General features: G+C 42.3%; 18 protein-coding genes. 17 read left to right on the forward strand and 1 reads right to left on the reverse strand.

The genetic code is table 11. The features are described 5' to 3' along the window. Positions 1-918: 918 nt before the first annotated feature. Positions 919-1,734, forward strand: a complete 816-nt coding sequence (locus tag FBF61_RS21950) for a LytR/AlgR family response regulator transcription factor (RefSeq protein ID WP_138481406.1) — start codon at positions 919-921, stop codon at positions 1,732-1,734. A 1,052-nt stretch (positions 1,735-2,786) separates the two neighbouring features. Here FBF61_RS21950 and FBF61_RS21955 read toward each other — a convergent pair. Then, on the reverse strand, positions 2,787-3,428 hold the full coding sequence (locus tag FBF61_RS21955; protein ID WP_138481408.1) for a 3-keto-disaccharide hydrolase: 642 nt from the start codon (positions 3,426-3,428) through the stop codon (positions 2,787-2,789). A 538-nt stretch (positions 3,429-3,966) separates the two neighbouring features. On the opposite strand from FBF61_RS21955, the gene FBF61_RS21960 reads away from it, so the two are divergent. From FBF61_RS21960 to FBF61_RS22035, 16 genes are all read left to right on the forward strand, one after another. Continuing rightward, positions 3,967-4,704 (forward strand): tyrosine-protein phosphatase, encoded by a 738-nt coding sequence (locus tag FBF61_RS21960; protein WP_138481410.1) that lies wholly within the window; start codon positions 3,967-3,969, stop codon positions 4,702-4,704. A 225-nt stretch (positions 4,705-4,929) separates the two neighbouring features. Then, complete coding sequence (locus FBF61_RS21965) at positions 4,930-5,736, forward strand: polysaccharide biosynthesis/export family protein (protein ID WP_138481412.1); 807 nt, start codon at positions 4,930-4,932, stop codon at positions 5,734-5,736. 34 nt (positions 5,737-5,770) lie between these two features. Further along, positions 5,771-8,149 carry a GumC family protein gene (locus FBF61_RS21970; RefSeq protein WP_138481414.1) on the forward strand — a complete coding sequence of 793 codons (2,379 nt, stop codon included), beginning with the start codon at positions 5,771-5,773 and terminating at the stop codon, positions 8,147-8,149. 359 nt (positions 8,150-8,508) lie between these two features. Beyond that, positions 8,509-9,831 carry a UDP-glucose dehydrogenase family protein gene (locus FBF61_RS21975; RefSeq protein WP_138481416.1) on the forward strand — a complete coding sequence of 441 codons (1,323 nt, stop codon included), beginning with the start codon at positions 8,509-8,511 and terminating at the stop codon, positions 9,829-9,831. Positions 9,832-10,187: 356 nt separating this feature from the next. Next, positions 10,188-11,708: an oligosaccharide flippase family protein gene (locus tag FBF61_RS21980; protein WP_138481418.1), complete on the forward strand. Its 1,521-nt coding sequence runs from the start codon at positions 10,188-10,190 to the stop codon at positions 11,706-11,708. Further along, positions 11,705-12,826: a polysaccharide pyruvyl transferase family protein gene (locus FBF61_RS21985; protein ID WP_166444582.1), complete on the forward strand. Its 1,122-nt coding sequence runs from the start codon at positions 11,705-11,707 to the stop codon at positions 12,824-12,826. The genes FBF61_RS21980 and FBF61_RS21985 overlap by 4 nt, the downstream gene beginning before the upstream one ends. 52 nt (positions 12,827-12,878) lie before the next feature. Continuing rightward, complete coding sequence (locus FBF61_RS21990; RefSeq protein WP_138481422.1) at positions 12,879-13,817, forward strand: glycosyltransferase family 2 protein; 939 nt, start codon at positions 12,879-12,881, stop codon at positions 13,815-13,817. Positions 13,818-13,865: 48 nt separating this feature from the next. Then, a complete protein-coding gene (locus FBF61_RS21995; protein ID WP_166444583.1) occupies positions 13,866-14,732 on the forward strand; it encodes a glycosyltransferase family 2 protein in 867 nt (288 codons plus the stop codon). Between the two features lie 65 nt (positions 14,733-14,797). Then, positions 14,798-15,904, forward strand: a complete 1,107-nt coding sequence (locus FBF61_RS22000; RefSeq protein WP_138481426.1) for a glycosyltransferase family protein — start codon at positions 14,798-14,800, stop codon at positions 15,902-15,904. A gap of 10 nt (positions 15,905-15,914) precedes the next feature. Continuing rightward, positions 15,915-17,162, forward strand: a complete 1,248-nt coding sequence (locus FBF61_RS22005) for a VpsF family polysaccharide biosynthesis protein (protein ID WP_205748310.1) — start codon at positions 15,915-15,917, stop codon at positions 17,160-17,162. 92 nt (positions 17,163-17,254) lie between these two features. Beyond that, entirely contained in the window at positions 17,255-18,355 is a 1,101-nt protein-coding gene (locus FBF61_RS22010) for a glycosyltransferase family 4 protein (RefSeq protein WP_138481430.1), read from the forward strand. Positions 18,356-18,537: 182 nt separating this feature from the next. Then, on the forward strand, positions 18,538-19,845 hold the full coding sequence (locus tag FBF61_RS22015) for a nucleotide sugar dehydrogenase (protein ID WP_138481432.1): 1,308 nt from the start codon (positions 18,538-18,540) through the stop codon (positions 19,843-19,845). Between the two features lie 28 nt (positions 19,846-19,873). Then, complete coding sequence (locus FBF61_RS22020; RefSeq protein ID WP_138481434.1) at positions 19,874-21,058, forward strand: glycosyltransferase family 4 protein; 1,185 nt, start codon at positions 19,874-19,876, stop codon at positions 21,056-21,058. A gap of 696 nt (positions 21,059-21,754) precedes the next feature. Beyond that, positions 21,755-24,010, forward strand: coding sequence for a phage head spike fiber domain-containing protein (locus FBF61_RS22025; RefSeq protein WP_138481436.1), 2,256 nt, complete (start codon positions 21,755-21,757; stop codon positions 24,008-24,010). Between the two features lie 155 nt (positions 24,011-24,165). Beyond that, positions 24,166-24,639, forward strand: coding sequence for a T9SS type A sorting domain-containing protein (locus FBF61_RS22030; RefSeq protein WP_166444584.1), 474 nt, complete (start codon positions 24,166-24,168; stop codon positions 24,637-24,639). A 486-nt stretch (positions 24,640-25,125) separates the two neighbouring features. After that, positions 25,126-26,682 (forward strand): GMC oxidoreductase, encoded by a 1,557-nt coding sequence (locus FBF61_RS22035; protein ID WP_138481440.1) that lies wholly within the window; start codon positions 25,126-25,128, stop codon positions 26,680-26,682. Positions 26,683-26,690: the final 8 nt, after the last annotated feature.

A 26,690-nucleotide genomic window follows, 5' to 3' on the forward strand; every position in this document is an offset into this window, starting at 1 on the left:
ACAATCTGCAATTTTCCTTCGGTCTGTCATTTTATTCCGTTAGCTCAATTGTCAAAATAGTTTGATTCATTAATATTCCTAGAGTTTATTAAGGCTTCAAAAACAACCCAACCAATCACTTCTCAAAATCCGCATTGGGCTGCTATTTGCCTTGCTATTATGCATGTCCATTGTTAAGACACAAAATATCCTTCAAGTAACCATCAACAATTATTTCTATTAAAAATACCTCATTTACAGATCATTAAATTAAAATACCGGGAAATATTATTGGTATTGGAAGGTGATTGGGTGCGTTACCGTTTAATAAGTTGCGGATAAAAGAAGACAAGCAAATTTTTATTGAGGGTAATAATTTTTTCAAAGTTCATGCATCGGTTAAACACCCTATTACTCAATTCTTTATTAGCGGTTACAAATTCAAGTCGGCGAGTTTTTGCAATTTAATATTGGATTTTATTCCTATCACAAGATATTCTCCTGGCGTTTTTATTGTTTTTTTAAATAAAATTTGTTTGTATATTTGATATGATAAATCCTACTTATCATATCCCGGAATTTCATATAACAGGGCAGATTTAAGTTGCAAAAACATCAGGCTTGGTAAGCCGCTGCTCTATCCGGTTTCATTGTTAAAAATGTTTACGGACAATGAATGAAATTCGGTTTGTGTCGTATCAGTTATTCTTAGATAAAAGCGATTGCCCGGGTCACTATGTGCCGGAGTTGCAGATAACATCAGTTCCTGAGTAATTCGTTAGCAGGTCTGTCAATAACCAAACATGAAAGAGTAACGTCATACCAACTGGTACCAAGCAGGCATTGAAAAATGCAGAAAAGAAGTACACACATTTTAAACTATCACCACTGAAAACCTATGAAGAAGAAATCCATTTTTAGTTAAATTTCCCTTCGACTATGACCAACGTTATAATCATTGAAGACGATTCAAAAGTAGCCTGCGAATTAAAGGAAATGATTGAGCAAACCGGCTCGGATTTTAAGGTTTGCGCCATACTTCACACAGTTCTGGATGCCAGAGTATGGCTGATGAGCAATAAAGCGCCACAGCTTATTTTTTGCGATATTCAGCTGGCAGACGGACTGGGGTTTGAAATCTTCCGGAATCTTCCGATAGCTGCGCCGGTAATTTTTAGCACTTCCTATGATGAGTATGCGCTCAAAGCCTTCGAAAATAACGGAATAGACTATCTCCTGAAACCAATTAATAACACCAGACTTCAGAAAAGCCTAAGGAAATTTGTTCAGCTAAAAGAACTATTCGTAGAAGGTAACTCACTGTATAACAAGAGGATAAATAATTCGGTATCGTACATGAACGGATATAAAAGTTCGCTCCTGGTTTACTACCAAGACAAAATTATACCCATTAGTATGGACAAGCTGGATTTTATCTATTACAATAACTACACGGTAACTGTACATTCGCAAAACACGCATTATGAAACGCGCGATACACTGAACAATATCATCACAACCCTTAACCCGCGCGATTTTTTCCGCGCCAACAGGCAGTTCATTATCCATAGAAAAGCCGTAACGAGCATTCAGCAGTATTTTGGCAGGAAACTTTTAATCGGAACTGTCTCACCTACTCCGGAGCCAATTATTATAAGCAAGGCAAACGCATCTGAGTTTTTGAAATGGGTGGAAGGCGTAAATTACCAAAGCCCGCTCCCTTTAATATTGGAAAATGCCCGCTTTATAAATTAATTTGCCCGACTAGTTGAGGTTTTATTTGGATATGAATATAATTTGTACACATTTGTTTCACCAATCATATCGAGCGTATCAATCCTCTGTTGAAATAAGTTTTCAAAACATCAGTCAAAGTCAAGTAAAAGATTCCATAAATTTAAAATCCTAGTTATTAGTCAGTTATCTGCCTTGCGGAGAGGTTATGAATGTTATATAAACATGGTAATCAGAAGGCTCAGTAATTTGGTGGTTAATGATGGTAATTCAGAATAATGCTGCATATCGTAAAATGATTACGAATTGAATTGTAGAATTAGCTCTTACGTATACCAAAATCCGTTAAAGTTGACTTACCTGTCTACTTAATTAAAGCCAAGTCATAAAATGGTTATTGGGGTTTCAAGTTCGTCTGGATAATTATCTATTCAACCATAAACTAAATAATATGATATATAAGTTTACCATAAAAGCACAAAATATCAAAAGTAAGTTTCAATGAGAGTTATAGTAGTTGTACTTATTTTGTAGAAATTATTTTAAACGTATATAGAAATACGTAAATAAAGGGTTTGGAGATAACCCAAAACAAATTCACTACATACGAAGCGACCGCTGAGCACGTGTAACAAAATGCAAATCGAATTTCATAAAAACCTAAGTTGAACTTATTGCAAATCTTAATGCCGTTACAGAGATGATCATCCTGACTTTGCCCGTCCCCTGAAAGAATAAAATAAAAAGTTAACTTAATATACACCTAGATGATAGAAGAAATTACTATTAGTCCAATCAATCAAGGCGACATCGCGCTATGCCCGGGAACGTTACCCGTAATTGCGATCGCTACAATCCGGATGTCTGATTTTACTCAACGATAAAATAAAGAAAGATACTAATACCTCGAATGACTGTCAGAATACAGTGGCCAAATTCAAAAAGGTGCACTGCCCAATTGTTCTCATCGATATGATTCAATAATTCCTTCACAGCCCCTATTCGAAACAAAAAAATTGCCGCAGTGACCTGATCACTACGGCAATTTACAAGTTCAAAATCACGATGACCACCTACTCGGTCAAAGGTCTCACCTGAATGTCTTTATAAAATACCACGCTTTTCGGGTCATGTGCCTGCAAGGCGAAGGTTCCGCTACTCAAAATCCGATTTTTCATCCCCTCGGGTCTCTTGTCTGCATCTGTTTCCTCATAGTCAACCACAGTTTTATCATTGATTTTAATAGTAATATGTTTCCCTTCTACCTTGATATATTCGGTATACCACTCGTCATCCTTTACGTAAGTTTCCTTAACATCCTGAATATCATAAAGGCTCCCGGTCCTCTTCCAGTCGGTATGCGAATTATTGACCTGAATTTCATATCCTTTGGACGGCCAGCCACCTTCCTGATAGGTCGTATGAATGTAAATCCCAGAATTTGCGCCTGGCTTGGTTTTGACCTGCGCCCGGAATTCAAAATTTTTGAACATATGATTTTTTACCGGCCCGTCATAAAACAAATGTGCACGGGGGCCAGCTACCTGAATCGTCCCGTCCACAACCTTGAAAGAGGATGCGTTCTCTCCAACTTTCCATCCGTCCAGATTATTTCCATTAAAAATAGAAACCCAACCATCCTGGGCAAAGGAAGCAGCGGAGGCAAGTACACTGAATGCCATACCCGCGGCTAATTTGATGAATACTTTCTTCATATCTCCAAAATTATAATTTGTAAAATTTTAATAAACTCGCCGCTACTAAGTACATAAAATCTCGAAAACAGACAAAACTACTCCCACAAGATTAAATATTAATATTCCAATCTTCGGACTCTTCACAGACCTACCGGCAGCATTGAATTGCATCCTAGACTAAGCACTATGGTAGGTGAGCGACCTCGGCAAAATCCAAGGAAAGTTAGGCGTCAAGCGCATAGTAATATATCAAAATCCGTTTTAGGAGAATTTTACGCTCCTTCGCATAGTCTCATTTTACCGGTTGGGTTTCTGGCATCCATATCAAAATATCTCAAAACAGTGGTTTATAAATTGATACACAACCCATTACTCAAACAACTTAATAATGTTACCTATTTTCATAATTTTGCTCATTTAAAAAAAAATCAGCGTATCACACTGCAAAGTCTTATATTTTTTATCTTAAATTTGTCCAACTTTACACAAAATCAAAATTCCGGTTTCAGCGTATCGTTGCCCTGTAAATTGCGCCGATAGACAAAACCGAATTCTTATGCTTGACTGGTTATTTGATAAGAAACAGAAAAAAGAATTGGATATGTCCCACATAGCGATAGACATCCATTCTCATATGATCCCTGGAATAGACGACGGCGTTGAAACTGTTGAAGACGCTGTTGAAATGGTCAGGAAACTGCAGGATCTGGGTTATAGCAGAGCAGTAACCACTCCTCACGTGATGTGGGACTGCTATAAGAACACCCCGGAAATAATTCTGTCCGGGCTGGAAGATGTTCGAAAAGCATCAAAAGAAGCGGGCCTCACTTTACAGATCGATGCCGCAGCGGAATATTTCATTGATGAGCACTTCATTGAATTGCTGACAACCGGCCAGCAATTGCTGACATTACCCGGTAATCGTCTTTTGGTGGAATTGCCCTATTCGACGCCACTGATGAACACTTCCGAGACGCTTTTTTCGATTCTGGAGAGGGGTTATCAGCCAGTTCTCGCCCATCCTGAGCGGTATACCTACTTCTATTCAGATCCATCTGTGTATAAAAAACTGGCAGATCAGGGATGCGAGTTGCAGGTCAATGTACTGTCACTTACCAGCTATTACGGGGACAACGTAAATAAAATGGCAGAATGGCTTCTCAGGCATGATTTGATCTCGTTCCTGGGTACCGATGCCCACCGGATGCAACATCTGGAAATGATTAGAAAAAGCGATAAAAACAAGTGGATATCCAAATATCCCTTTCAAAATGAAAAACTTATTAATATTTAATGATGATAAGTTGAATTTAATCTACATTTGTTCTAAAATGGGATACTCGCCCGTATTGGATAATATTAAGAACTAAACTCACACATATGTCATAGAAAGAATCTTCAATACCCAGATCTCATACCGATCGTCAAAATTGCTCCTTTTCAACGATCGACTATCCACGAATTTTATCACTTAGAATCAGTTCATTACAAATAAAAATACTTACTCACCGCCGATTTCATGAACATACACCGCTCTAGCCTCACAAAACTATTTATTATACTCCCTTTCGCTTTTCTTGCGATTATCGGTGGAATCACCTCATGCGTTTCGCCAAAAACAATTGTATATTTCCAAGGTGACACTGCGCGCTACTCCTCAGCTAAGATCACTCAAACCTATGTTCCTGTGATCGAAAGCAACGATATGCTTTCCATTGTTGTAGGTAGTTTGAACCAAGAGGCAAATGCCATTTTCAACGCAGCCAATGAATACGTGACTTCGTCAACCAGCTATGGGAACTCGGCGCGTCAGCCTTTCGGCTATCTGGTGGATACGCAGGGAAACATAGAACTTCCTCTGGTGGGCAAAATATTTGTCCAGGGACTTACCACCCGCGTCGCTTCCGACACCATCCGGGCACGTTTACAGCTCTATCTTAAAGAGCCTTCGGTCAACATCAAGAATATCAATTTTAAAGTGTCTGTCCTGGGAGAGGTCAACAAGCCGGCGGTTTATGTAATACCCGATGAGAAAATCACGCTCCCTGAAATTTTAAGCCTTGCAGGTGACCTGACTATCTACGGACGCAGAAGCAATGTGATGATCATCAGGGAAGAAAGAGGAGAGCGCCAGTACATAAGGGTTGACCTTACTTCACGTGATATATTCGAGTCCCCATATTACTACGTACATAAGAACGACGTAATATATGTGGAGCCAGTTAAGGCAAGAATGAATACAACAGACAGGGCAGTCCAGTTAGCGCCATTGTTTATCAGTATGGTAACGGCGTTTGCATTAGCCTTCAACAGATTGAGGCTTTAGATTAACAATAGAAGCACTACTAATTACGACTTGCATGAATACTCAACATAATGAATTTTACCAGGAACAGACGGAGGAACAAGAGCCGAAGTTTGATATACACGCTTATTTGCGTGGCTACCTCCGCTATTGGTTCTTGTTTCCGATATTCCTGGTTTTTACGTTAACGATTGCTTTTTTCTACCTGCAGATATCACAACCTGTCTATCTCTCAAAAGCAACATTGCTGATTAAGGACGAGAAAAAAGGCATTTCAGGAGGATCTGGTGACATTATCGAACAGATGACCCAGTTCACTGGCAACAAGCTTGTAGAAAATGAGGTTGAAATTCTGAAGTCTCAGACGCTTATGGAACAAACTGCAAGCGAACTGGGACTGGATGTGAGCTTCGAGGCCACCGACGGACTTAAGACAATAGACCTCTACAAAACAAGCCCGATTATCTTAAATGCTGAACTGATCTCGGACTTTGCTTATCAGAACCCATTGGTTGTGCACGTACGGGACAGTCTTCATTTTTCGATCAATGATGAAGAAACACTTCGGAAATATGGTCAGAAACTAAGGAACGCCTGGGGGATTTTTACTGTGTTCAAGGGCTCCGAATCGCAGTATACCGATATAAATGTAAATTTCAGCAGCATCTCAGGTCTAGCGGTTAACATGCTGGGTCGGCTTGAAATATCGGCCCCAAACCCTAAAAGTACGGTACTCGAATTGACCTTTGAAGATACTTCCGTTCAGAGAGGAAAGGATGTCCTGAATAAACTTCTGGACGTATATGTACAGTCTTCGCTGAACGATAAAAATAACGAGGCAAGCAATACACTCAAATTCATTGAATCCAGGCTTGGACTGATAACCGGGGAGCTAGGTGATGTGGAACGTGATGTTGAATCCTACAAAACATCGCAGGGTCTTACAGACATTGGTGCTGAATCCAATCTCTACTTACAAAATATAAAAGAAAATGATTCGCAGCTTAATGATGTGAATATTAAGATCTCCGTGCTTGAAAGTGTAGATAACTACATCAAAAACGCAGGCGAAGGCGCTCCTGCCCCTGCTACCTACATGATCACCGATCCTGTCCTTGTGTCCTTGCTGACAAGATACAATGAACTGCAACTGCAGAGAGAAAAATACGCGCAAACCACGCAGGCCAACAACCCACTTCTGGGAACTATTAATACGCAAATTGCAAATACGCGCCAGGCTATAACCGAAAATCTTCAGAATGTACGCCGCGGGCTTGATGTGACCAAAAGAAACCTTGAAGCTGTAAATTCCCGCTTTTCAGCAGGTTTGCGTAGTATTCCGCAAAAAGAACGTGAATATGTGGGCATCAAGCGTCAACAAACCATCAAGGAAGGATTATACCTGTATTTGCTCCAGAAAAGAGAAGAAACTGCACTGGGTTATGCCGCTACGGTTACAGACAGCAGGCTGGTGGATGCACCACTGGCTTCTTATCTGCCGATCAAACCTAAAAAAGGTCTTGTCTGGGCAGGGGCAGGTCTTGCTGGAATTTTGCTTCCTGTACTGCTGATTAATGTCCTGCTGCTGCTAAGCAACACGGTCCAAAACCGGGATGAAATTGTAAATGTTACGCATTCTGCTGTTTTGGGTGAAATCGGACATATGAAAGTATCCAAAGATGAACCTGCCGATGCTGCCATTATCAAAATGACAAGTCGCTCAGCGGTTGCTGAACAATTCAGGGCTTTAAGGACCAACCTGCAATATCTTGGAGACGGCACTTGCCGGGTGTTGATGTTTACGTCCTCCATAGGTGGTGAAGGTAAAAGCTTCGTAAGCGTGAACCTTGCAGCCAGTTTGGCATATTCTGATAAAAAGGTGCTGCTGATCGGGCTTGACCTGCGCAAACCTACGCTCCATGAACGTCTTCATGTATCCAACAAATACGGAGCTTCCAACTGCCTGATCGGGCAGGGAAATATTGATGACTTTATCCAGCCAACAGGAATACACCCGAAATTTGATGTACTTACCAGCGGCCCGATTCCGCCAAACCCCTCTGAATTGTTGAGCAACGGACGCCTGCCAGTGCTGCTGGCTGAGTTGCGCGAGCGTTACGATTACATTTTGATCGACTCCCCTCCTTTCGGATTGGTGACGGACTCTGCATTAATTGCCAAACATGCAGATGCTACACTTTATGTGGTAAGGTTTAATTATACGCTTTTGGATCACCTCAAACGAATCGGGGAAATTCAACGCGGTGGCCGATTCTCTAACCTTTCTGTGATCTTCAACGGTGTTAAATACGGTGGCGGATACGGGTATGGTTACGGGTATGGAGGCTACGGTTATGGATACTACACCGAAGACAAAGAGAGCAAAGTTCAGGGTCTGGAGTCGCGTATCAAGAAAATATTGACAAGAAGCTAGATTGGTTTTATCCGGCAACTTCCATGTAGAACTTATTTCACACCGAAAAAAAAGAGTTGGAAGTTGCTGGACAATAACAAGATGTTGTTTTCTTTCTTGGAGAAAAACCAGATTAAAATTTGAAACCATTTAAAATTGTACTATTTTCAGTTGATCAAATGTAAAAGCGTTTGATTTCATTACAAAAAAGGTAAATATTGCTTTCAATACACCTTACTCAACGTTACTATGAAAAATACTCTTCTCCCCTCCCTCGAACAGTCGGATCGGTCCGTTCACAATGCGTATCACTCGCAGTTAATGTCCTCATTCTAAACCCACCCCCTCAAAGAATTCATTAATCTTATTTTATAAAAAGTATGAAACTAGCAGTAGTTGGAACAGGATACGTGGGCCTGGTTACAGGCACATGCTTTGCCGAAACCGGAAATCAGGTTACGTGTGTCGATATAGACATCAACAAAGTTGAACGTCTTAGAAATGGGGAAATTCCTATATATGAACCAGGTCTTGATGTACTGTTCGACCGGAATGTGGCCGAAGGCCGCCTTACCTTTACTACCAACCTTCAGGAAGGTATTAAAGATGCAGAAGTAATTTTCCTTGCCTTACCTACCCCTCCGGGAGAAGACGGATCAGCCGACCTTAAATATATCCTGAAAGTAGCGCAGGATCTGGGGCCGATTCTTGAAAATTATGCCGTGATCATTGACAAAAGTACTGTGCCGGTAGGAACTGCCGAAAAAGTACATGCGGCCATAGCTGCGAATGCAAAAGTTGACTTCGACGTGGTTTCCAACCCTGAATTTCTTCGGGAAGGTGTTGCGGTGGAAGATTTCATGAAGCCCGACCGTGTCGTTGTTGGAACAACATCTGACAAGGCCAAAAAGGTGATGGAGAAACTTTACGCACCATTGGTGCGTCAGGGAAATCCGGTAATTTTTATGGACGAACGTTCAGCTGAAATGACCAAATATGCTGCCAATTCATTCCTGGCCCTGAAAATCACTTTCATGAATGAAATCGCAAACCTTTGCGAAAAAGTGGGTGCGAATGTAGACGATATCCGTCGTGGTATAGGTACTGACAGCCGTATCGGTAAGAGATTCCTTTTTGCGGGGATCGGTTATGGTGGCAGCTGCTTCCCTAAGGATGTACAGGCACTTGCAAAGACATCGGCAGATTATGGTTATGACTTCCGTACTTTGAAATCTGTAATGGCGGTAAATGATGATCAGAAAAAGAAATTGCTTCCGATCGTCACTGAATATTTCGATGGCGACCTAAGCGGCAAAACTATCGCAGTATGGGGACTTGCTTTCAAACCGTACACAGACGATATCCGCGAAGCTCCTGCTTTGGAAAACATCAAAGCTTTGATTGCTGCCGGTGCCAAGGTTACAGCTTATGATCCTGAGGCTATGGAGAATGTAAAACGTATTATTCCTGAAATCACCTACTGCCATACTGCATACGCAGCTTTGGATGATGCGGACGCATTGATGATCTTCACGGAATGGCCGCAATTCCGTACACCGGACTTCGCGAAAATGGGCAAATTGCTCAAAGAAAAAGTCATTTTTGACGGAAGGAATTTGTACGAACTTGATCAGATGCGTGAGCAAGGTTTCACTTATTACAGCATCGGCCGGGAAGCCTTGAATGTAAAGGAACTGGCTTAATCCCGTACCGGATCCGTTTAGGTATAGGAGATTGTATGATATTCGGCAGCGGGTAATGCCGCTGCCGTAACCTGTTTTTCTTGCAAAGGACAATCCGGTCTTTGGGGCCCTCCCTCATCATCACACCACACAGGAAAATGTTATTCAATTTGCTCAGCTTTGTACCATTCCTTCGTTCCTGACAGCCTCTTTGCTGATAAAATCCACCTGAACCAGAACGGTGTTGATGCCTTTAACAACAAGCTGATGGAAACCCTAGAAAAAATCATGATAATTACTGACCGAGATTTCCCCCGGGAGATCAGTGTAGCCACAAGCCCAGGCCAGCTTATTATCCTTCCAGTAAATTTTGCAGAATGAATACCGCCAGCGCATTAAAGAAAAATTTAATATCCAATATTGTACTGTTCGTTCTTAACGGGATGATCAGCTTCTGGCTACCTCCTTTCTTGGTAAGAAAGCTGGGTATCGGAGCCTATGGGCTTATCCCACTCTCAACATCTATTATTGGATATGCCGCCATTGTAACCGTTGCCATCAATAATTCCTTGTCCAGATTTCTGGCCCTGGACCTGGCCAACCATGATGACGCGGCAGCCAACAAAACATTCAATACTGCATTCACCTCGCTGTTTGTGCTGATCTCACTACTTGCACCGGGGCTGTTTATTTTTTCCTATAATATATCATCATTTATCTCGGTACCTTCCGGGATCGGTCATGACGCGTCGGTACTTTTCATGTGTGTGAGCGTGGGATTTATCATGTCATCCTTCACGTCGGTTTTTAACTCTTCTGCGTATGTAGCCAATCGGCTTGACCTGGTTAACCGGGTTTCGGTTATTAATACCTACATGCGGGTTATCCTCATTTTCGCGATATTTTTTCTTGTACAGGTCTCTCTTGCAGGTTACGGAACTGCCATTCTTTTCGCGAGCGTCATATCGAGTTCTTACAGTTTCTACCTGTTCAGGAAGTTTACACCAAGTATCAGGATCAACTTCAAGCTTTTTGATAAATCCAAACTAAGTGAAATGCTTTCCATGGGATGGTGGTTAATTGTCATCCAGTTGGGGAGCATTCTTTTTTTACAGATAGACCTGATCGTGATAAATAAGCTTTTAGGAAACGTACAGGCAGGACGTTACGGAATTATTTTGGGATGGAGCCATATCATCAGGACCCTCGCGATAGCACTTTCCGGTTCTCTGGGGCCATTGATTCTGACCCTTTATGCAAAAAAGGAATTTGATCAGATGATCAAACTGACACAGCTTTCCAATAAAGTCCTGTCATTATTCATCGGTTGTATTGTCAGCGTGTTATGTATCATTGCCCCTGCCCTGCTCTCCATCTGGATATCCCCGGAATTTGCTTCTCTGAAATGGTTGTTTATGCTCGTGCTGCTTCCATTGCCTATCAACCTGGGGGTATTGCCATTATTCTCCCTCAACCGGGCATATAATAAACTTCGTATTCCCGGAATTTACACGGTTATTATGGGCGCCGCCAATCTCTTTCTGGCAATTTTTTTGGTCAGCGAAACCAGCCTTAAACTTTATGGCGTTGCGGTTGCCAGTGGTATTGTGCTCACGTTCAAGAACTTTATTTTTATGCCGATTTATGTTGCAAGTAACATGGGCGTCAGTAAACTTACATTTTTCAAAGCTTCTCTGAGCACCATGTTCCTTTTGATAATAGCGGTCGGCGTCAGCCTTGTCTATTTCAATTATTTTGTAATTAATGACTGGTTTCACCTGATTATCCATAGTGGAGCCTTGTTTCTGATGTTTGGTGCAATATCATTTGTATTGCTGACCGGCACGGAGAGAAAGATGATCCTGAATACTTTGCTAAAAAAAACTAAATCAAAGTGAACAATATAATTTTTTTTAAACCCGCGAGGCAAACTGAAAATATCGGTGACTTGCTGATCAATCTGGTAGAAGTTGAATTGCTGCGCCCTTTCGGTCAGATCGTGGTGGACGACATTTCAGCTCCGGCCTGGTTTGTAGATGAAATCAGTACTTCGCCGACTGACCAGCGCTTGTCCAAAGTTTCGGGGGTACCTCTTTTAAAAACTTTGTATTCTCTATTATCGAAACAATTATTTTCTTCCAAAAAGAACCGCTATTATCTTTTTATCCAGCCCGGACACACGTCCAGGACAGGATCTGAATCTGCTGTTTCTAATTTTCGGATCAACGCTAAAATGCTGATGCTGAAAATGATGGGGTGCCGGATTGTCCGCATAGGGTTTTCGATCGGGCCGTTTGATAATTACAATGCCTGGGCTGAGTCTTTTGGTTCACAGGCTTATCATTACTACGCCGTGCGGGATAATGAATCTTTGAAAATCGCGCAGAAATACTCCTTCAAAAAACCGGAGTACTTTCCTGACCTTGCCTGGGCTTACGCTCCTGAAAAGATACAAAGAGAGCAGACCGAAGAGTATGCTGTGATCAGCATGCGGTCCAATGCCTTCGGTAAAGAACATAACTCGGCTTACCTCCAACCCTTAATCGAAAAATTCAGAGAGCTGCTGATCAATACCAATCAGCAATCATTGAAAATTGTGGTGACTTATCAGGTAAAATATGACGAGGAAGCCAGCCGGCAGATTTTCGAAGGCCTGAAAAACGAATTCAATGTAGAATTTATTGACAGCAAGCTCACTTTGCAGGACGCAAACCGGATTTATGGCAGTGCCAAATTCATTGTCAGCAATAGGCTGCACGTGCTCCTGCTGGCCCTGAAATGCGGCGCGCTGTCCTTCCCTCTGGTTGACCAGAAGGATAACACGAAAATCACAAGCATCTTTCAGGACAATAATCTGAAAGATCTGATTCTTGATGTGAAAGACGATAGCAAGACGAATAGTGACAAACTAGCCGAAGGGATTGCCAACACCGAGAAAGTGATGGCGGAGTTCAAAAATATTCAGGCCAAAAATAAGAAAGTGATCCAGGACAAACTGGCGGGTGTTTTCAAATAGTAAATACGCGGATTTAATTGCTTGATTTCTTTTGATCAAATAACATACGAAAATGGTATCTATCATCATCCCCTGCTACAACTGCGAAAGCTTCGTTCACCGTGCAATAGCAAGTGTGATCGGCCAGACATATCGTGAGTGGGAGTTGTTGCTCGTCAACAACAATTCTGTTGATGGTACCCAGCAAGTTCTTGAATCCTACCAAAAGCAGAATCCCGGACAGATATTTGTTTTTCAGGAAGGCAAAAAAGGCGCTCCCGCTGCCAGGAACAAGGGACTAAGTCACGCGAAAGGCAAATGGGTACAATATCTGGATGCCGATGATGAACTACTCCCGGAAAAACTCGAACAGCAGGTTCAGCTTGCAGAAAGTGAAAACGCAGACTGCGTCATAGGAAATGCTACATTGGTGGAGTTAAAAGCCGGAAAGCTCGAACATAGTCTAAGACCTTTATATAAAAAAGATATCTGGATTGGTTTGATCACTTCTCAGATGGGCATCACCAGCGCTATCCTCTGGAAAAAGAAAATTCTTGACAAAATAAAGGGATGGAATGAAGAGCTGACCTCATCGCAGGAATATGACATGATGTTCAGAATGCTGAAATCAGGCGGAAAGGTAGTGATCGACGAGCATGTGAAAACCCTGATCCATAAAACCGACAGCTCCATTTCAAAAGATCCGGACCGAAGCAAAATGGTGAGGATCATCGACAACAGAGTGAAGCTCCGATTGCAGATCATGGAACACCTGACAAATATCAACGAGCTTACAGAAGAGAGAAAAGCCATGATTCACAGGTACATCTATCTGGAACTGTACGGTAATAAAATCGATGTGAAAGAATATCAGTCAACAAAGCTGAACGGTCTTGTCCTTGAAATACCACTTAAACTAAGGTTAAGCAATTCCTGGAAAGACACCAAGAAAAACATCAAGGCCGGCCTGAAGTCACTCTTGGCCGGTAAAAGAAAACTGGCGACAGAATAAACGTATCCCGAACAGAACCATAATTATTTCAGATAAACCATCAGCATCGTGTTAGTTTCCATTATTATTCCCACATATAAGGATTGGAGTCGCCTTTCGCTATGTTTGAAAGCTTTGGAAGAACAAAGTTTTCCAGCCGGTGAATTTGAAATCATTGTGATCAATAACAATCCGGCCGACGCTATTCCTGGCAATTACCATATCCCTGCCAATTGCCAGATCATCGCAGAGGGAAAAGTGGGCTCCTATGCAGCAAGAAATGCGGGTATTGACCTCGCAAAAGGGGAAATATTGGGATTTACGGATTCGGATTGCATTCCGGAAAAAGACTGGATTGCGAACGCTATTGCCTACCTCAAAGCCAATCCGGATGTTAGCCGGATAGCAGGTAAAATCGAGATATTTTACAAAAGCAATAACCCGACTCCTGCGGAATTGTATGAAAAGGTTTATGCATTCAAACAGGAAGAGATTGTGAAGCTGGGGTTAAGTGTGACCGGTAACATGTTTGCCTACAAGCATGTTTTCGATTCCGTCGGAAAATTCAACGAAACATTGCTGTCAGGTGGTGATTATGAATGGTCAAGACGGGCACAGGACGGCGGTTTCAAAATCGTATTCGGAAATAACATTACCATCAAACACCCGGCCAGAGATAAAATGGCCGATTTGATCAAAAAAACGAAACGCGTGGTAGGCGGCGACAAGGTTACAAAGTCTGAAGCCCTCGTTGACTTTTTCATTAGTGTGAAACCGCCGATGACCATTGCGAAACGTCATTTTGCGAAATATGCCAACGGTCTGAGCTTTGGACAAAAGGCAACAGTATATTCAATTAAATACTATCTGGCAGTTCTTTGCAGTGTGGAAAAGATCAAAATTGCGTGGGGTAACAGGGAATTGCGGAGGGAGTAATAATACCTCAGGTTCTTTGCGCGGATAAAGCCGGGACCGATTTACCAAAATTATGAACGTTCACCATGAAAAATTCGCATAAAATACTGATTCTCTGCAACGTAATTGATTTCAGCGCCTACACGAGAAGGGCTACGCTCGAGTCGATCGCTAAACTTTCGCCAGGGACAAAATGCATTTCCACGATATCGTTCTGGTTTAAAAAGGAAACGAACCTTTTCAGTGATTTTATGGAAATTATTCCATTTTACTATTATTTCCCCTACCCGCTGATCAGACGTTTTGCAATCCTTAATTTCATCAATCACAAGATCAACACAATACGGACCGGTCTGGATTTATCAGAATTCGACACTGTAGTTCTCTCACGCCCGCACAATCATATCTTCCGCCCATTTATCAAGGACAAGAAGAAAGTGGTGATTCTGAGTGACGCTTACCATACAATGGGGAATACTTTGGCGGAGACCAGAAAAGTAATTGAAATGGCGGATATAATAATGGCTACAAGCATGGCATTAAAAGACGTATATGTGCAGAAGTACTACTCTATAACAGATAGAAATATTATCTATTGGCCAAATTGCGTGGATTTAGACGTGTGGGATCCGACAAAACTTCCGAACTTCAAGCCGCATTTGTTATCCGAGAAGATTGTGGTTGGTTTTGCAGGCAACTTCATGGAAGCTACTGACATAGAACTGCTCCGGGATATTACCGACCGGATGAAAGCGGTAACTTTTGTACTCGCAGGCAAATGCAATTACAAGGAAGATTCTGAAGAATACCAGATATTCCAGCAGATCATCAAATTGCCAAACGTCGATTACCGAGGATATATACATTACACAGAATTGCCGCAGGAAGTAATGAACTGGGATATTTGCATTATGATCGATGCCATCAGCGAACATGCCTCGTACCATCATCACAACAAAATGTACCAGTACCTGGCGCTTGGCAAACCTGTAGTGTACCAAAAGAACCATGAGGATTACCGGTCGTTGGACGAAGCTGCGGTGGGTGTAACAGGCTCGGCCGAGTTTGTGAAGGAATTGAAAGTACTGGTTGAAAAACTGTTGAACGGCGCCGATTTCTCGGAAAAGGCAAAATATCTGGCTTCTCAGAACTCCAGTGTCAAGAGGGCCGAGCAACTTCTGAGTATTATTTAAAATATGCACTATGGTCATTTTCGATAAAAAATGGTTCCCCTTGATTGTCACGATACTTTGCGTATTTGCAGGTCCCGGGGTCTTATTCATGCTTAAATATCCACTTGGAGAAGCTGGTGGCGGGGCGATTTTCAGGTTCCACCCCGTTTCATATTTTCTTGTATTATTGACGATTTATAACCTGGTCCGATATAATTACCACATTGGTGAACTTAAGAAGTATTATGGTTTTACATTGTGTGTACTTATCGTTTTGATCTACTCCTTAACCTTTGGGTCCTCCAAGGGTAATTTGTTTTTATTCAACGTCCTTTTTTGCCCATCGCTGATCATTTTTAATTTCCAATTCATCAACTATAAGACTATCAATATTAAAATATGGAAGCAGCTGATGTTTGTTCTGCAATTCTTTTTTTATGCAGAATGTGTCCTCGCGATCCTGGAACACGTTATTCACGCCAAATTATTTCCGATCAATGAAACGGCGATTTTGTTCAGATCCAATGCTTTTCAGGGACATCCGCTCAACAATTCCCTGTTTCTGATATTTTTCTCCCTTTTCTTCTATTCCTATGAGAAAACATTTGTGAAAAGAATGATCATTATCGGGCTTACAGTTGGCGCGCTTGCAAGTTTTGGTGTGAGGTCCGGACTCGTTACTTATTCACTCGGGATCACCTTGATTAGTCTCAAATTCATGGAAAACGGGAAATTCAATTTCTCGATGAAAAATATAGCAACGCTTGTTATTCTTGTACTCAGTGTTGTGTATATTGTTTTTTATACCCCTTTGGGAGCCAGGATTACGTCTGCCGGTACTTTCAATGATAACAGCTCTTCGGTTCGTTACGGTGTATATAATATGTTCAATTATATCTCCCTGCAGGACATCATCTGGGGTGTGCCTCAGGAAACCATTGATTACCTGATGTATATCAATGGGATAGAGATCATTGAAAACTTCTGGATCATCTGGATATTCAAGTACGGAGTTGTTTTCACCGTTTACCTTGGAATTTCCTTTATCCTGTTCTTTTACAGAATGACCAAACTTGCCTTTCCTGTAAAAGAATATGAGCGGCTGGTAATGCTTTGTGTTTTTCTGCTGGCGGCGTCGTCCAACAATTCACTTGCTGTAAATACGACTGTAATCTGTGCCATTACTATCTTGTGCCTTACACAATATAATATCCTCAGGTACAGACCGGTAATAAAAAAGAAACCGCGGCCCGTACAAGCTGAACTCGTCAATTTTTAATATGGTTCTCTGTACCGATATCCATTCATCAACACCCCGGAAATTGAGCCATCGTAATAGCCTGACCGGTTATCTACACTTTAAGGAATAATATGAAGATAAAAATATTACATGTTCTCAACAGCCCTTCCATAGGCGGTATTGAAACCTTTGTGTATTACCTGACCAAAATGCAACAAAGTAATCCTCAACTTGAGGTTTCAATCCTGTTTTCGAGGTCAGAGGGGAATCTAAAGGATAGATTTATTTCCACCGGTATCAAATGCTATTTTCTGGATATCAAACCGTTTGACCTGGATGTCAGAAAATACATTCGTTTTGCAAAGATTTCGAGCAATTTCGATATCCTGCATTTCCATACTTTTCTGCCCATGCGGGAGCTGATCGCGGCGCGGTTGACGCCTAAAATTGTTTATACGCAACACAGCGTAGATGGGTTTGGGCGGGTAAAGAAAAAAACGGATGCTTTCAGAAAGCTCGTTTTCCGTCGTTTTTTAAACCATCAGAGCGACTACGTTACTTATAATTCCGAATATACCAGAGAATTCTGGAGCCAACGGGGAGTATCCAATTCACGGAGTAAGGTAGTTTACAATGGGGTAACATTTGAAACAGGCCCGGTTTCTCATAAAAACGACGAGCCGGTTTTTCATATCGATCCGGGAAAATTTGTCATAGGCACATCATCCAGGTTTATCAGCTGGAAACGGGTAGACTTGCTGATCCGCTCTTTCGCGACTTTTCAGACTGGTAAAGAGGACGTTTTGCTGCTGCTGGTGGGCGATGGTAGCGAGATGAAAGAGCTTGTCAAACTGGTAAAGGAGCTAGATATAGAAGACAAAGTTGTTTTCACAGGTTATACTACCAATGTCACCTATTATCAGTCTTTGATGGATGTGTGTGTGTTCCCCTCGACCACCGAGGCTTTTGGCCTGGTAGCCATTGAATGCATGTACCTGGGCAAACCGGTCCTGGTATTCAATGACGGAGGAGGTATTACGGAACTGATCCGGAAAATCGAGCCGGAAAATGTTGTAAACGACCCTGATATGCTTGCTGGCTCGCTTAACCACTATTACCACAACCGGGAATTGCTCACCGGTGAAAATGAAAAGAAGCGCAAAAGTTTTGCCGAAAGTTTTGACATGAAGATCGCAGAAAACCAGTTCTACGACATTTATACCCAGCTGTAATCACAGGGTAGCCTGCCAACCACCTGATTTCACCAGTTGCCGGTTTTGGAAAATTTCGCATTAAGCTCTTCCATCCCGAACGGGAAAATTGTGAAGTATTAAAGCCATTTATTGAAAATAACAAGACACCATATTAAGTAAATCTATTTATCAAAACACTACAATTAAATTAAATCTGCGTTATGAACATAAGTATTTTCGGTTTGGGTTATGTAGGCTGTGTCAGCCTCGGTTGTCTGGCGAAAAACGGTCACACCGTTATCGGAGTAGATGTGAGCCAGGACAAAGTGAATCAGATCAACAATGGTCAGGCTACTATTGTTGAAAAGGATATTGACGAAATTATTCTGGAACAACATCAGGCTGGCAGGATCAGTGCTACAACTGACTTCCAGGCGGCGGTGGTTGCTACCGAAGTTTCCATAGTGGCTGTGGGTACGCCATCCAGTGCAAAAGGCCATTTGAACCTGGATTATATCTTCAATGTGGCCCGGAACATCGGCGAGGTTCTGAAGACTAAGGATGCTTTTCACGTCGTTGCATTGCGTTCAACCGTATTGCCGGGCACTTGCGAAAAGTTTGCACATATTATTGAAGATGCATCCGGCAAAAAAGCCAATGTGGATTTTGCGGTAGTCGACAACCCCGAGTTCTTGCGCGAAGGGACTGCTGTGGAAGACTACTACAATCCCCCATTGACATTGATCGGTGGTGAAAACGAGCAAGCCACCTCCCTGCTTTCAACGCTTTACAGCCAGCTTCCGGCCGAGGTTATTGTGACCGATACCAAAACGGCTGAGATCATGAAGTATGTCAACAATACATTCCATGCGCTCAAAATTTCATTCGCGAACGAAGTTGGAAATATTTCAAGTGCCCTGGGTATTGATTCCCATAAAGTAATGGAGATATTCTGTAAGGATAAGCAGCTAAATATCTCTCCATATTACTTCAAGCCGGGTTTCGCTTACGGAGGCTCCTGCCTTCCAAAAGATTTGAAAGGCCTGCAGACACTTGCGCATGACCTCTACGTGAAAGTGCCTTTGATTGAAAGTATTGATCAGACCAACGCCATTCAGATCCAGCGTGCGGTAAGCCTTCTGAGCAAGTTCTTCGGGAAAAGGATTGCGATACTCGGACTGAGCTTCAAGGCGGGTACGGATGACCTCCGGAACAGCCCCTCTGTTGAGCTTGTGGAAACACTCATAGGAAAGGGTTTCGACATCTCTATCTACGACTCAAATATCCAGATCGCGAAGCTGACCGGTAAGAATAAGGACTACATCGAAAGCCGGATTCCTCACCTTTCCAAACTGCTGGTTGACAATCTTGACTACGTGCTTGAGAAAAGTGATGTACTCGTTGTATGTAACAAAGAGCAACAATTCGTAGAAAAATTCAACACAATAAAAGGCAAGACCGTCGTAGACCTTGTGCGTTTACCAGCGCATGTGAAAGAAAATAACAATTATTTCGGAATTAACTGGTAATCAATAATTTCACTCAACGTATATAAAAATGGACAATAACCTTTTAGGCAAGCATATATTGATAGTCGTCGAAAATCTTCCCGTTCCTTTCGATCGGAGGGTTTGGCAGGAAGCAAGCACGCTGAAAGAGAACGGTGCAAAAGTATCTATCATTTGTCCTAAAATGAAGGGGTATACCCAAAGCCGCGAGGTGATCGATGGAATAGATATTTACAGGCACAACCTCCCTCTGGAGGCCAGTGGGGCACTTGGATATCTTTTTGAGTATGCCACTGCGCTTTTCTGGGAATTTGTACTGGCGGTGAAAATTTTTGCAAAAAACCGTTTTCATGTCATTCAGGGTTGTAACCCTCCGGATCTTATTTTTCTCGTGGCCATACCCTTTAAACTGCTGGGTGTCAAGTATGTATTTGATCACCACGACATCAATCCGGAATTGTACGAAGCTAAATTTGAAAAGAAAGACTTTTTCTACAAACTGATGGTGCTCTTCGAAAAGCTGACTTTTAAAACAGCGAATGCGAGCATCGCCACCAATGAATCGTACAGAAATATCGCGATTGAGCGCGGCGGAATGGCTCCGGAAAAAGTTACGGTGATCCGAAGCGGGCCAAAACTCGACCGGCTGAAAATCACTGACGGAAATCCGGTTTACAAAAAAGGGCGAAAATTTCTGATCGGCTACCTTGGCGTGATCGGTGATCAGGAAGGCATAGATTTATTAGTAGAAGCGTTCAGACAGTTAGTCGACCGGAGAGATGATGTGCAACTTGCCATTGTCGGAGGCGGAACAAGCCTTGAAAGTCTTAAGGCATTTTCATTGGAGAAGGGACTGGGCGACTACGTCGATTTTTACGGCAGAGTATCTGATGAATTAATGGTCGATATTCTGAATACAGCCGACATCTGCGTTAACCCTGACAAACCTTTAAAAATGAATGATCTGTCCACCATGAACAAAATCATGGAGTATATGGCCTTGAAAAAGCCTATCGTACAGTTTGATTTAAAGGAAGGAAGGTACTCCGCCCAGGATTCTTCACTATATGCCACCACAGTTCCGGATTTCTGCGAGAAGATGGACTATCTGTTGAGCAACGAAGCAGTTAGGATTAAAATGGGAGAATTCGGTTATAATCGGGTTCTTACAGAGCTTTCCTGGGAATATGAGAGCAAAAAACTGATCAATTTCTACCAGAGGTTATTAATATGAAAAAAGGAATATGGTTAAAATTATAATGGCAAGGTTGAATAATACGATAGCATATCTGATCCTAATTTTGGGTTCCCGTATTTGCAATAGAACCTTTGCCGGCATTACCATTATTCCAGGTTCATTCAATAGCAGGTATTTTAAGACTAAATGGGAACAGCGTTCATCCGTCTGTTCCCATTTTATAAGGCTGATTGATTCATCCGAATCGCGGATCCGCAAAAGTGCAGTAATACCCCTAACGTTCCACGTAAAAGTTTCAGCATTCCCCAGCCGACAGGCAAAAGGGATTGTTGTGTGTCAGAAATTGTGTCTTACAGGCACGAACTACGAATGAATGAACCATTAGCCATAAAAGATATAGTAGTGTACAAATACCATTGATAAAAATAATTTTGAAACCTAAACAATTGGCTAAACATCAGTAGTACTGTCTTGCACAAACGGAATAAACAGATCAGTTTCCAGGGCTTTTGAAGACCGAGATTTCTTCACCTGCAAAGTTCCTGCCTGAACAAAGTAAACTCCGTTTTTCCATAATAGTCCCAAGTATATTGGATTACTGATTGACGTGCATGTCAATTGAGAAGTTTTGTGTCCGGAAAATATTTACTCAACATCAATAGGTCCTCCGGGCCTTGTCTTAGGTAGTTTAAAAGTGAATTCAATTAGGTTATTTCTATAATTACATCCACAATGGCAGACCCACTAAAAGCATTTGATTTTAGACGAGACTCTACGACAAATGATTTTTCCTTTAACCGGGACAGTGAAGCCTCATTTTATGGCTCCAACGGTTATCTACAGTTTTCAGCAAACGGCCAAAGCGCCGCACCTGATAATGGTGAAACAGAACCAATAGACGAGAATCTTCTGGGCAACGGCCAGAACTTTTCGCTGAGGGACTGGAACAAAGTAGGAACGTCCGTTTCTGTTCCTGGCAACATTACGGCCGCTGATGGCAGTAGTAAGGCAAACAAGATCACGGAAAACGGCGCAAAGGGAGAACACAGGTTTTCGCAGAGTGTTTCGGTGATAAAAGGAGAATCCGTGACGATCAGTATTTACGCAAAAGCCGGCACCAAGAGTAAGGTACAGTTCAGCTTTTTGAAAGCAGATTCTTACACGGGCGGCAGTCCGGCGATTAAATTTAATCTTGCCACCGGCTCGCTGATTTCCAAAAGTACCAATGTTATCAGTTACGAAGCCATAGACAGTGGAAACGGCTGGTGGCTCCTCAAAGTAACGGGTGTACCTGATCTCGGATCGGACTCGGGTTTGCATCTGTACATGCTGAGCGATAATAATTCGATCAGTTACCAGGGAGATTCGAAGTACGTATATGCCTGGGGTGCTCAGCTTACGCAAGGCACATCTTCGACCGCCAGAGTTGCAGCTACCGCAGGGGGCCTGCGTTTCAACTATGACCTTTCCAATTCCACGCCGAAAATGGTGGGTGCATTGATTGAACCGGCAGGAACCAATCTTGTCCCCTATTCACAGCTACTAACCCACGCTTCATGGAGAAAACAGTACGCAACCCTAGTCACAAATAGTGGAAAAGCCCCGGACGGCACAGCCACAGTATTTAAAATAAAAGAGGATAGAAGCTCTGCTCAGCATTACATCATGCCATACCCCACAATGGCGTCCTCTAACGGAAGCACCTATACTTTTAGCGCCTTTCTGAAAGCTGCTGAGCGTAAATGGGCATTTTTCAATATCAATGGTGTTACCGTGCATTTTGATCTTGCTAATGGGACCATCGGGAACTATAATAATATTTTCACGCCTTATATCGAAAGTGCCGGAAATGGCTGGTACAGATGTTCAGCGACTTTCAAGGTAAGTTCTTCAAGTACATCTGCCAAAATCGGCTGTGAAAAATCAAATGGAAGTCCCTCTTATGCCGGAGACGGGAACAGCGGAGTCCTGGTGTGGGGTGCCCAGTTTGAAAAAAGCAACCAGCTTACAAGCTATATCCGTACGCAATCGGGCAAGGCATCCCGAAGCGCAGATAAACTTGTCCTGACAAAACCTTCAGCATCCAGTTTTGATGTTTTTATTCAAAGAACCGACGGAGGGACATGGATAAACAATTCAACCACGAGTTTCGAGGTGCCGACTACCGGAAGCCCGTTGCAGCTGGTTAATTTCTACAGTTCCGATATTACAGTTTCTGCAAAGGATGATACTGTTCAAGACCTGTTTCCGCCAGCCTACCAAAATGTAGGAATAAGTAATACGCTGGTAACCATGATGGATAACCTTTTCATGGCACAAACACCAAACAAAAGCTGGTCTCTCCAGCAAGCTCAAAACAAAAATTCACCCATTTTTCGTTTTCAGGTTAATTCGGGCGATAAATGGTCAGGTGATGTCGGGAACGTAAAGGATAAGGAAAGATGTGAATTCTACATGAAAAATGCCGATCTTCCTTTTGATAAAGATGTGTGGCTTTCTTATGCAATTAAAATAGCACCAGGCTCCATTCTGAATTTATTACCAGTCGAATGGTGTTATCTGGGCCAGATGCATGCGACAGAGGATAAGGGCGAAATGAGTACAGGGCCTGTTCTCGGATTCAGGCTGGAGGGAAGTGATACGATCAGCGCGTATACCGCCTCAAGCCTGGAAAATCCCATCAAGACAGCACCCAAGTATATTTTCAGAGGCAGCAGCAAGTTCGCTCGGGGAGTATGGCACAAAGTAGTCGTACGGATGAGGTTTTCGCCTACCAAAGGGCAGTTACAATGGTGGCAAAATGGAAAGGAAATAATCAATATTTCTAACATAGGCATGGGTTACGTTGACAGGTTGGGTCCTTACTGGAAATTCGGGATCTACAGATCGGCAGTGTCACCAACTTTAACCGTAGAATACGCAAATATGGAGGTAGAGTATAATTCCTCGCTCTTTTCGCGTGTAGCACAACCATTGGTAATCGCTTAATCAATCTCATTCTGTACCCCATCATGATAATCAAAAGAAGAAACTTTATCCAAATCACAACGCTGAGCTTGGCAACTGCAATGAGCGGGTTTACCCCGTCACCATTTTCCAAACAAGCCGTTGATGCTATAAATACAAAAGCTTTAACAATAAACATGTCCGCTGATGATGGCAATTATGCCTTTCTTGTTGACGGACAAAAACAAATTATTCGGATCTCGAACCACACCGGCAGCATGAATGTCCCTGAACATGCGTGTATCCTTGAATACACTGCTGCGGATGGTAAAAACAAAATATCCGTATATATCGACCAGGGCACCTCTCAGTCTTTTTTGCTGCCGGGTATGCGTACAGACGAAACCGAAGTTGTATGGAACACAGTATTACTTGGTAATCCGGTCAGAGGGGGAAAAATACTTGCCGCCATTACCGGCCCCAACAACACACATCCTGTCGTGGAGATTACCGACATTCAGGGACGAACTCTCATCAAGGAGCGTCTGACCAAAACAAAAACTGAAGAAGAATTCGAATTTGATGTGCAACGCTACGCAAAAGGCGTATTACTGATGAAAATCAGTTATGAGAACTTCTCTCAGACCCTGAAAGTGGTTCATGGCAATTAACGCTGGGATTTGTCCAGACAGCTCTTTAAATTTCAATATTGGAGCCTCAAGTCACGGCGTTTTGCTTGTAATATTTTGACCATTTCGTAGAAACAAACTGGCACTTTAAGTGTTCTTTTGCCCTGTCCATTGTCTGGACAGGGCAATTTCATTAGAGGCGTTTGAAAATGTCCGGCTCGTATGTTAAATTTGATGAAGACTTCAACCTGATTCTGAGGTTCATTTTTTCAAATCTTACTTTTTACAAGGTCAGTTTGAACTTCATCAATTTATCGTATCCTTCTTTATCAACGCACCCAAAAATGTCTTTCGATTCTTTCTTCTTCATTTCAATATTTAATATTGATCGGATATATCTTCATAAATATCCCCTGCCTTTATTTAGTTCTTCAATACTATTCAGTTAACATTTTTGCAGGGATTAAATAAATAGGCATTACCCATTTAGCTCACATTTAAACATATCATTGTTAAACTGATTTTTGTATGATTATTGATTTTAATGATGACAGTACTCCGCTTGAATTTAATGCAGATATCTGTATTGTCGGAAGCGGGGCTGCGTCCCTGGCTATGCTAACCAAATTCTACGACACAAAACACAAAGTGATCGTTATCGAGGCGGGGGAAGAAAATGTTACAGACAAGAATCAGGAAATATATAATGTGATTGCTCCTTACCATCCATTTGACGGTGCTCACAATGGCAGGTTCCGTGTTTTTGGTGGTTCCACTACGCGTTGGGGCGGGCAGTCGCTCCCGCTGGATAAAATTGATTTCAGAAAAAGGGAATGGTTGCCCGACAGCGGCTGGCCCATACCCTACGACGACGTTTCCAAGTATTATTCTGAGGTTGATGCTTTCCTGCGTCTGGATCCGGCTGGTTATGATAATGATATTTTTGCTTTGCTAAAAGAGCAGGCCTTACCGGAAGCATCAGAATTACAATTCAGATTTTCGAAATGGAGTCCGGCACCAAATTTAAGAGAGCATTACAGAAAAATAATTTCAACATCCTCAAACATTAATTTGCTGATCAATGCTAATTTGAGACATGTTAAATTAACGGAAGACCATCAGGATGTACAGGAACTTGTTGTAAAAAATTTCAACAATAAACAGGGAAGAATTACTGCTAAAAAATATGTCCTGGCATGTGGCGGAATTGAGAATGCACGTATTTTGCTGGCTTCCAATTCACAGCTTCCAAATGGTGTAGGAAATAGCCGGGACTTGGTAGGCCGTTTTTTACAGGACCACCCCAGAGCAGAAGTTGCAACGCTCACTGTCAGCAAAAAACAACAAGCCTATTTCAACTACTTTTACCTGGGCAAAACCAGAATCCTGCCGCGTTTCTTCTTCTCAGACGATTTTCAAGCCAAAAACAAAATCCTGAACACAACAGCGTTTGTTGAGTTTTATACCAAAGAAGACGATGTATTTACAATTGCCAAAGAGATCTATCGCAAACAGGTCAGGGGTACACTTTCGTTGCAAGAATTAAAACAGGCACTTAGGCTGGTCAAAAATATACCCCAGCTATTGCAGATTGCCAAGCATTATTACATAGATCGCAAGGTCTACACGCCCAATGCCCGGGCAAGGCTGAATGTCATGACAGAGGCCCCGCCCCTGAGAGAAAACACGGTTAGCCTCAGTTCAGAAGTGGATGCTTTGGGAATGCCGAAAGCCATTGTGAAATGGAAGATCGACGAGAGTGTCCGTCAGACATTTGTTGCCACCACCCATACGATCTGTAATTATCTGACCTCCGCAGGATTTGGCAAGATAGAAATAGACGATTGGCTCACTTCAGAAGATTGGGTAACCCATGTTCGCGACTCAAAGCACCATATAGGCACCACCAGAATGGCCAGCTCACCTGAAAATGGCGTCGTAGACGAAAATTGTAAAGTTTTTGACCTTGGTAATTTGTATATAGCGGGCAGCTCTGTTTTCCCGACAAGCGGCCAGTCTAATCCGACTGCAACGCTCATCGCGCTAGCCTTCCGCCTTGCCAACCGTTTGAAAGAAGAAGTGTAATCAAATAC

Source organism: Dyadobacter bucti, assembly GCF_005869225.1.
Lineage (GTDB): Bacteria > Bacteroidota > Bacteroidia > Cytophagales > Spirosomataceae > Dyadobacter > Dyadobacter bucti.

Excerpts from the sequence above, each read along its gene's own strand:
- FBF61_RS22020 (WP_138481434.1), top strand. The coding sequence starts at position 19,874 with ATGGACAATAACCTTTTAGGCAAGCATATATTGATAGTCGTCGAAAAT.
- FBF61_RS22030 (WP_166444584.1), top strand. The coding sequence starts at position 24,166 with ATGTCCGCTGATGATGGCAATTATGCCTTTCTTGTTGACGGACAAAAA.
- FBF61_RS21975 (WP_138481416.1), top strand. The coding sequence starts at position 8,509 with ATGAAACTAGCAGTAGTTGGAACAGGATACGTGGGCCTGGTTACAGGC.
- FBF61_RS22010 (WP_138481430.1), top strand. The coding sequence starts at position 17,255 with ATGAAGATAAAAATATTACATGTTCTCAACAGCCCTTCCATAGGCGGT.
- FBF61_RS22005 (WP_205748310.1), top strand. The coding sequence starts at position 15,915 with ATGGTCATTTTCGATAAAAAATGGTTCCCCTTGATTGTCACGATACTT.
- FBF61_RS21960 (WP_138481410.1), top strand. The coding sequence starts at position 3,967 with ATGCTTGACTGGTTATTTGATAAGAAACAGAAAAAAGAATTGGATATG.
- FBF61_RS21990 (WP_138481422.1), top strand. The coding sequence starts at position 12,879 with ATGGTATCTATCATCATCCCCTGCTACAACTGCGAAAGCTTCGTTCAC.
- FBF61_RS21965 (WP_138481412.1), top strand. The coding sequence starts at position 4,930 with ATGAACATACACCGCTCTAGCCTCACAAAACTATTTATTATACTCCCT.
- FBF61_RS21950 (WP_138481406.1), top strand. The coding sequence starts at position 919 with ATGACCAACGTTATAATCATTGAAGACGATTCAAAAGTAGCCTGCGAA.
- FBF61_RS21970 (WP_138481414.1), top strand. The coding sequence starts at position 5,771 with ATGAATACTCAACATAATGAATTTTACCAGGAACAGACGGAGGAACAA.
- FBF61_RS21980 (WP_138481418.1), top strand. The coding sequence starts at position 10,188 with ATGAATACCGCCAGCGCATTAAAGAAAAATTTAATATCCAATATTGTA.
- FBF61_RS22035 (WP_138481440.1), top strand. The coding sequence starts at position 25,126 with ATGATTATTGATTTTAATGATGACAGTACTCCGCTTGAATTTAATGCA.
- FBF61_RS22025 (WP_138481436.1), top strand. The coding sequence starts at position 21,755 with ATGGCAGACCCACTAAAAGCATTTGATTTTAGACGAGACTCTACGACA.
- FBF61_RS22015 (WP_138481432.1), top strand. The coding sequence starts at position 18,538 with ATGAACATAAGTATTTTCGGTTTGGGTTATGTAGGCTGTGTCAGCCTC.
- FBF61_RS22000 (WP_138481426.1), top strand. The coding sequence starts at position 14,798 with ATGAAAAATTCGCATAAAATACTGATTCTCTGCAACGTAATTGATTTC.
- FBF61_RS21955 (WP_138481408.1), bottom strand. The coding sequence starts at position 3,428 with ATGAAGAAAGTATTCATCAAATTAGCCGCGGGTATGGCATTCAGTGTA.